General features: G+C 73.4%; 7 protein-coding genes. 3 read left to right on the top strand and 4 right to left on the bottom strand.

Going from position 1 to position 6332, the window contains the following annotated elements:
- Positions 1 to 50 precede the first annotated feature (50 nt).
- Entirely contained in the window at positions 51 to 710 is a 660-nt protein-coding gene (nucS, locus tag ACFW1A_RS37140) for an endonuclease NucS (protein WP_380417459.1), read from the bottom strand.
- 604 nt (positions 711 to 1314) lie between these two features.
- On the opposite strand from nucS, the gene ACFW1A_RS37145 reads away from it, so the two are divergent.
- Positions 1315 to 1707 (top strand): SCO5389 family protein, encoded by a 393-nt coding sequence (locus tag ACFW1A_RS37145; RefSeq protein WP_380417461.1) that lies wholly within the window; start codon positions 1315 to 1317, stop codon positions 1705 to 1707.
- A 61-nt stretch (positions 1708 to 1768) separates the two neighbouring features.
- Here ACFW1A_RS37145 and ACFW1A_RS37150 read toward each other — a convergent pair whose 3' ends face one another.
- Positions 1769 to 2932 (bottom strand): LLM class flavin-dependent oxidoreductase, encoded by a 1164-nt coding sequence (locus ACFW1A_RS37150; protein WP_380417471.1) that lies wholly within the window; start codon positions 2930 to 2932, stop codon positions 1769 to 1771.
- A gap of 361 nt (positions 2933 to 3293) precedes the next feature.
- Here ACFW1A_RS37150 and ACFW1A_RS37155 point away from each other — a divergent pair, with 361 nt between their 5' ends.
- A complete protein-coding gene (locus tag ACFW1A_RS37155) occupies positions 3294 to 3614 on the top strand; it encodes an ATP/GTP-binding protein (RefSeq protein ID WP_380417463.1) in 321 nt (106 codons plus the stop codon).
- Positions 3615 to 3640: 26 nt separating this feature from the next.
- Here ACFW1A_RS37155 and ACFW1A_RS37160 read toward each other — a convergent pair whose 3' ends face one another.
- Entirely contained in the window at positions 3641 to 4408 is a 768-nt protein-coding gene (locus ACFW1A_RS37160) for an ABC transporter permease subunit (protein WP_380417465.1), read from the bottom strand.
- Position 4409: 1 nt separating this feature from the next.
- Entirely contained in the window at positions 4410 to 5405 is a 996-nt protein-coding gene (locus ACFW1A_RS37165; protein WP_380417467.1) for an ABC transporter ATP-binding protein, read from the bottom strand.
- Positions 5406 to 5500: 95 nt separating this feature from the next.
- Between ACFW1A_RS37165 and ACFW1A_RS37170 the strand changes: the two genes are divergently transcribed.
- Positions 5501 to 6274, top strand: a complete 774-nt coding sequence (locus tag ACFW1A_RS37170) for an alpha/beta fold hydrolase (RefSeq protein ID WP_380417469.1) — start codon at positions 5501 to 5503, stop codon at positions 6272 to 6274.
- Positions 6275 to 6332 lie beyond the last annotated feature (58 nt).

A 6332-nucleotide genomic window follows, 5' to 3' on the forward strand; every position in this document is an offset into this window, starting at 1 on the left:
ACGTCGGACCGGCCGACGTCCCCCGCGCCCCGGGCGCGGCCGAGCGGCCGTCAGAAGAGCTTCAGCTTGTCGTCGTCGATCCCGCGCAGCCCGTCGTAGTCCAGCACCACGCAGTCGATGCCGCGGTCGGTGGCCAGCACCCGGGCCTGCGGCTTGATCTCCTGGGCCGCGAAGACGCCCTTGACCGGGGCGAGCAGCGGGTCGCGGTTGAGCAGCTCCAGGTAGCGGGTGAGCTGCTCGACGCCGTCGATCTCGCCGCGCCGCTTGATCTCCACCGCGACGGTGGCACCGGCCGCGTCCCGGCACAGGATGTCCACCGGGCCGATCGCCGTCGGGTACTCGCGGCGGACCAGGGTCCAGCCGGCACCGAGCACCTCCATCCGGTCGGCCAGCAGCTCCTGCAGGTGCGCCTCCACGCCGTCCTTGATCAGGCCGGGGTCCACCCCGAGCTCGTGCGAGGAGTCGTGCAGCACGTCCTCCAGGGTGATGATCAGCTTCTCGCCCGCCTTGTTCTCCACGGTCCAGGTGCCGTCCGCCTCCTTGAGCGAGCACGGCGGCGACATCCAGTTGAGCGGCTTGTAGGCGCGGTCGTCGGCGTGGATGCTCACGCTGCCGTCGGCCTTGACCAGGATCAGGCGGGTCGCGGAGGGCAGGTGGGCGGAGAGCCGGCCGGCGTAGTCGACGGAGCAGCGGGCGATGACAAGGCGCATGGGCCAAGCCTAGGCGGTGCCGCGCACCCCTCACGCCCACCTGGACCCGCTCACGACAAGTGACCGAATGCGAACGGTGGGTACGTCAATCCACCCGGGACCCGTTCGACTGCGGACGCGATGCCCGGCCCCGAGCGGCCGCCGCCGTTGAACGGGCGGACTCGCCGCCGACCCCCGCAGAGCCAATTGAAGCGAGTCGGTCCGGAGGGTGTACCGGGGAGTAGAAGGGGGCGAACCATGGGAAGCGGGGAGTCGTTCGCTCCCGCAGTCTGGCGCGTGCGCGCACGGACCGCTACGTTGGGTGACGCCTTCGAACGCCCGCGTAGCCAAACGGGGATGGAGTGTGTGGGACGTGGAGTTCTGGATCGATTCCGGCCAATCTGGCCGCGCCGACGGCGTTTTCGACGGTAATCGTGGCATTCGCCAGATTTGCCACGGTTAGCCTGCCACCCTGGCAGGGCCGGGTCCGCCCGAGCAGGGTCGACCGGCACGCCCCCGACCGGGGCCAACCGACTGAGCACGACAGCAGCACCATCCGCACCACCCGCACGACATGCACGACCACCGGCGCGAGGTGCGCCGGTGGACCGCGAGAGGAGAACCCATGTCGCTCGACGTCTCACCGGCTCTTCTGGAGAAGGCCGAGCGAGGCGAGGTCGACGAGCGGGAGTTCGTCGACTGCGTCCGTACGTCCCTGCCCTACGCCTGGGACCTGATCAGCTCGCTCGTCGCCCAGATGGAGGTCGACGGCACCAACTTCGCGGACAACCAGGTCCCGCCGCCGAGCGAGCAGGACCGCGGCCAGCTGCTGCGTGCGATGGCGAGCGACGCCATCCGCGGTGCGCTGCAGCGGCACTTCGGGGTGCAGCTGGCCTTCCAGAACTGCCACCGGGTCGCGGTGTTCGGACCCTCGGCCGAGGCCCAGGAGCGCCACCGGCGCTTCACCTCGGTCCGGGCCCAGCTGCTCAACCAGTCGCCCGAGCTGCGCGACTGCTGATGCCGGCGCGAGCCCGTCGGCCGACCGGTGCCGGTCGGCCGACGGTGCGTCGGCGCGGCGGTCAGCCCAGCTGGGGCAGTACCTCGGCGCCGAGCCGGGCGATGTTGTGCAGGGTGGCCTCCTGGTCGCCCGAGCCCTCGGCGAGCAGCGCGAAGCGGCGGATCCCGGTCCGCTCGGCGGTGGCCAGCAGCCGGTCGGCGCACTGCCGGGCGGTGCCCACCGCGTGCAGGTCGCAGAGCAGCCGGGTGTACGCGTGGGGGTCGCGCATCCGGCGCTCGCGCCCGTCCACGGTGCGGTGCGCGCCGAGCCCGTACTCGAACCAGGCGGGCATCGCGTCCATCAGCACCTGGCGGGCCGTCAGGTTCCGGTCCGCCACCTGGGCCACGCCGGCCGCGACGTGCTCGCGCTCCACCTCGGCCAGCTGCTCCTCGCCGCGGCCGGCGGCCCGCCAGGCGGCGCGGTAGGCGGTCAGCATGGCCAGCTTGTCCTCGTCGCCGGAGTGCATGCCCAGCAGCATCGGCAGCCCGCGCTCGGCGGCCAGCCGCACGCTGCCGGGGGAGGTGCAGGCCACCACCACCGGCGGGCCGCCGGCCCGCGCCCCGCGGCCCGCGGCCGGCTCCGCCGGGCGCGGCTCGGCGCGCCGGTCCTCCGAACGCTGGCGCGGGAAGCGCAGGGCCGGCGCGGTCGGCAGGCCCAGCCAGTCGGCCAGTTCCACCCCCAGCGGGCCGACCGGCTCCATCGCCCGCGGCACCACCGCGACCTCCGGGAAGCTGAACTGCGGCCCGTCCGCCCCCACCCGGGAGCCGCGCAGCCAGCGCAGCAGCAGGTCGAGCCGCTCGGCGAAGCCCTCCTCGTAGGCGGCCACCCCGCTGCCGAAGACCGACAGGTCGATCCACGGGCCGCCGCGCCCCACCCCGAGGGTGAACCGGCCGCCGGAGGTCAGGTGGAGCAGCGCGGCCTGCTCGCCCAGGGACACCGGGTGCCTGGTGGAGAGCACGCTGACCGCGGTGCCGAGCTGGATCCGCCTGGTCCGGCCGAGCAGCAGCGCCGCCAGGGTGGCCGCGTCGGGGCAGACCCCGTACGGCACGAAGTGGTGCTCGGCCAGCCAGACCGCGTCCAGTCCGGCGGCCTCGGCGGCCACCGTGGCGGCCACGGTCCGCTCCAGCGCCTGGGCGTGGGTCTGGCCCGGGAACTGGGCGGAGAGCAGGAAGGCGCCGACCCGCACGGTGTCCTCGGCGGCCCGTGGGCGGACGGCCGGCTCCGGTGCGGTGACCGGGGGCAGCTCGACGGCGGCCGGCGGGGGGAGTTCGGTACGGGTCTGGGTCACGGGATTGCCCTCCTCGGGTGCGAGCGGTCTCTCGGGCCCCGCTGCGTCCCCTGGTGAGTAACTGTCCCCACGTGAGTAACTCATGTCATGTGCCATTGGCACCTGGATCCACCGATTTCCCGGAAGATCGGGTGTAGTTCGCGGAAAACGACATGGGGGCGCCCGGGCGCATGATAGGGGTCGTGTGCGGTGGCCCGTACCCTGGAAGCGCCCCCGTGCCGCAGCCGGCGGCCCGAGACCCCGGCCGGAAGGTGAAACCGTGTCCCCCCGTCGCAACCGGATCAGCAGCCAGGACGCGAGCAGGGACGAGCCGGCCGCGCCGCTGGGCGGTTCGCTGCGCCGGACGGAGAGCTTCCAGGGCGAGGAGTGGATCGTGCAGACGGTGGCGGGGACCGCCGGCCGGTTCTACCGCTGCCCGGGCTGCGACCAGGAGATCCCGCCCGGGGTCGGCCACGTGGTGGCCTGGCCGGACCACGGCGCCGGGGTGGACGACCGGCGGCACTGGCACCGGGCCTGCTGGGGCGCGCGGGAGCGCCGCGGCTCGGCGGTCCAGCGCGGCCGCGGCGCCCCCCGGTACTGACCCGGCGGCAGGCGGGTGACGCCGGCTCAGGCGTCCCGGTTCTTCAGCACCATGGCGCCGCCGAGCAGCGCCAGCAGGGTCCAGCCGGCGCAGATGAAGAACCCGGCCAGCCAGCCGTACGGGACGCTCGGTTCCTGGTAGACGGTGAGCATCTGCCGGCCGGCGTAGTCCGGGAAGTAGTGCGCCAGCGTCTTCACCTTCGGCACCGCCGACAGGATCGGCGAGAGCAGGAAGAAGAACGGCACCAGCACGCCCAGCGCCAGCGTCTGGTTGCGCAGCATCGCGGTCACCCCGGCCGAGAAGAGGCAGAGCAGGGTCAGGTAGACCGCCGCGCCGAGGATCGCGCGCAGCACGTCGTGCGAGCCGACCGTGGTGCGGTGCTCGCCCAGCAGCGCCTGGCCGAGGAAGAAGGTCACGAAGGCGGTGACCAGCGACACCCCCAGGGCCAGGGCGCCGACCACCACCGTCTTGCCGGTCAGCAGGGTGCCGCGCTGCGGCACCGCCGCCAGCGAGAGCCGGATCATCCCGCTGCTGTACTCGTTGCCGATCGCCAGCACGCCGAAGACGATGATGGCGATCTCGCCCAGCACGATGCCGGAGAAGCTGGTCGCGGTGGCGTCGAACGGGGCGGTGGCGCCCTTGCGGACGTCGGCGAAGTTGTTCTTGGTGAGCAGCGAGAGCAGGGCGCCGAGCGCGGCCGTCACGACGAAGGCCAGCAGCAGGGTCCAGACGGTGGAGCGGACGCTGCGGATCTTGGTCCACTCGGAGCGCAGGATCGCGGGGAACGAGGCCATCTCAGGCGCTGCCTTTCTGGTTGCCGGACCGGCGCCAGTCGGCGCCCCACTCCGGACCGGCCCCGGGCACCGTGGCCTGCGGGTGCAGCGACCCGTCGGCCACGTGGTACTCCACCGAGTCGGCTGTCATCTGCATGAACGCGTCCTCCAGCGAGGCGCGCTGCGGGCTCAGCTCGTGCAGCGTGACGCCGTGCGCGGCGGCCAGCTCGCCGAGCTTCGCGGCGTCCCCGCCCGGCACCTCGAAGCTGCCCTCCGGGCCCGGCTCGACGGTGACGGACTGCCGGGCCAGCGCGTCCAGCAGCTGTTCCGGGTGCGGGGTGCGCAGCCGGACCGAGGAGCGGGAGTTCTGCTCGATGAACTCGGCCATCGGCAGGTCGGCCAGCAGCTTGCCCCGGCCGATCACCACCAGGTGCTCGGCGGTCAGCGCCATCTCGCTCATCAGGTGCGAGGAGACGAAGACCGTGCGGCCCTCGCCGGCCAGCCGCTTCATCAGGTTGCGGATCCACAGGATGCCCTCGGGGTCCAGCCCGTTGACCGGCTCGTCGAACATCAGGATCTCCGGGTCGCCGAGCAGGGCGGAGGCGATGCCGAGCCGCTGGCCCATGCCGAGCGAGAAGCCGCGGGCCCGCTTGCGGGCCACCTCGGTCAGGCCGACCAGGGCGAGCACCTCGTCCACCCGGCGCTCCGGGATCCGGTTGCTCTGGGCCAGCCAGAGCAGGTGGTCGCGGGCGGTGCGCCCGGGGTGCACCGCCTTGGCCTCCAGCAGCGCGCCGATGTACTTCAGCGGCTCGCTCAGGTGGCCGTAGCCCTTGCCGTCGATGCTGACCCGGCCGCTGGTCGGGCGGTCCAGGTCGAGGATCATCCGCATGGTGGTGGACTTGCCGGCGCCGTTGGGACCCAGGAAGCCGGTGACCACACCCTGGCGGACCGTGAAGGTCAGCCCGTCCACCGCGGTCTTGTCGCCGTAGCGCTTGGTCAGTTCGTGCAGTTCGATCATCGCCGCTCCGTCCGTCACTCGTCGTCAGGTTATGACAAGTCAGACAAATGGGCCCGCATTGTGCCGCTTTTCGGGAAGCCCCTACGGTGGGCGCCATGACCGAACTCACGCTTCGTGACAGTGGCGGCCCCGGCACCGCGTTGCTCCTGCTCCATGCATTCCCACTCAACGCGGCGATGTGGCGCGGACAACTGGACGGATCCCTCGGCCAGGCCCGGGTGCTGGCCCCGGACCTGCCGGGCTTCGGCGCTGCCGCGGCGCCGCAGGGCGAGCCCTCGCTGGACGCCTGGGCCGACGCGCTGGCCGCGCTGCTGGACCGGCTGGGACTGGCGCGGGCGGTGGTCGGCGGGCTGTCGATGGGCGGCTACCTGGCGATGGCCTTCGCCCGGCGGCACGGCGAGCGGGTGGCCGGACTGCTGCTGGCCGACACCAAGGCGTCCACCGACGCGCCGGCGGCGCTGGCCAACCGGGAGCGGATCGCCGCCGCCGTGCTGGCCCGGCAGAGCGTGTCGCTGCTGCTCGAGGAGCGTACCGAGGCCTCCCTGCTCGGACCCGAGGCGGGCGAGGAACTGGCGGCGGAAGTCCGGGAGTTGATCGCCGCGGCCAGCCCGGCCGGGGTGGCCTGGGCGCAGCGCGCGATGGCCGGCCGGCAGGCCGGCTTCGAGACGCTGGCCCACCTGCGGGTGCCGGCCGCGGTGGTGGTCGGCCAGGACGACCGGCTGACCCCGGTGCCGGACGCCGAGGAACTGGCGGACGCGCTGCCGGACGCCGAGCTGACGGTGATCCCGGGGGCCGGCCACCTGGCCGCGCTGGAGGCCCCGGCGGCGTTCAACGCGGCGGTCACCGCGCTGCTGCGCCGGGTCGGCTGACCGCGGCCCGCACCCCGGCACAACGGCCGTCGGCCCCACTCGTTCGAGTGGGGCCGAC

It is taken from the genome of Kitasatospora sp. NPDC058965, from assembly GCF_042741245.1.
Taxonomy (GTDB): Bacteria; Actinomycetota; Actinomycetes; order Streptomycetales; family Streptomycetaceae; genus Kitasatospora.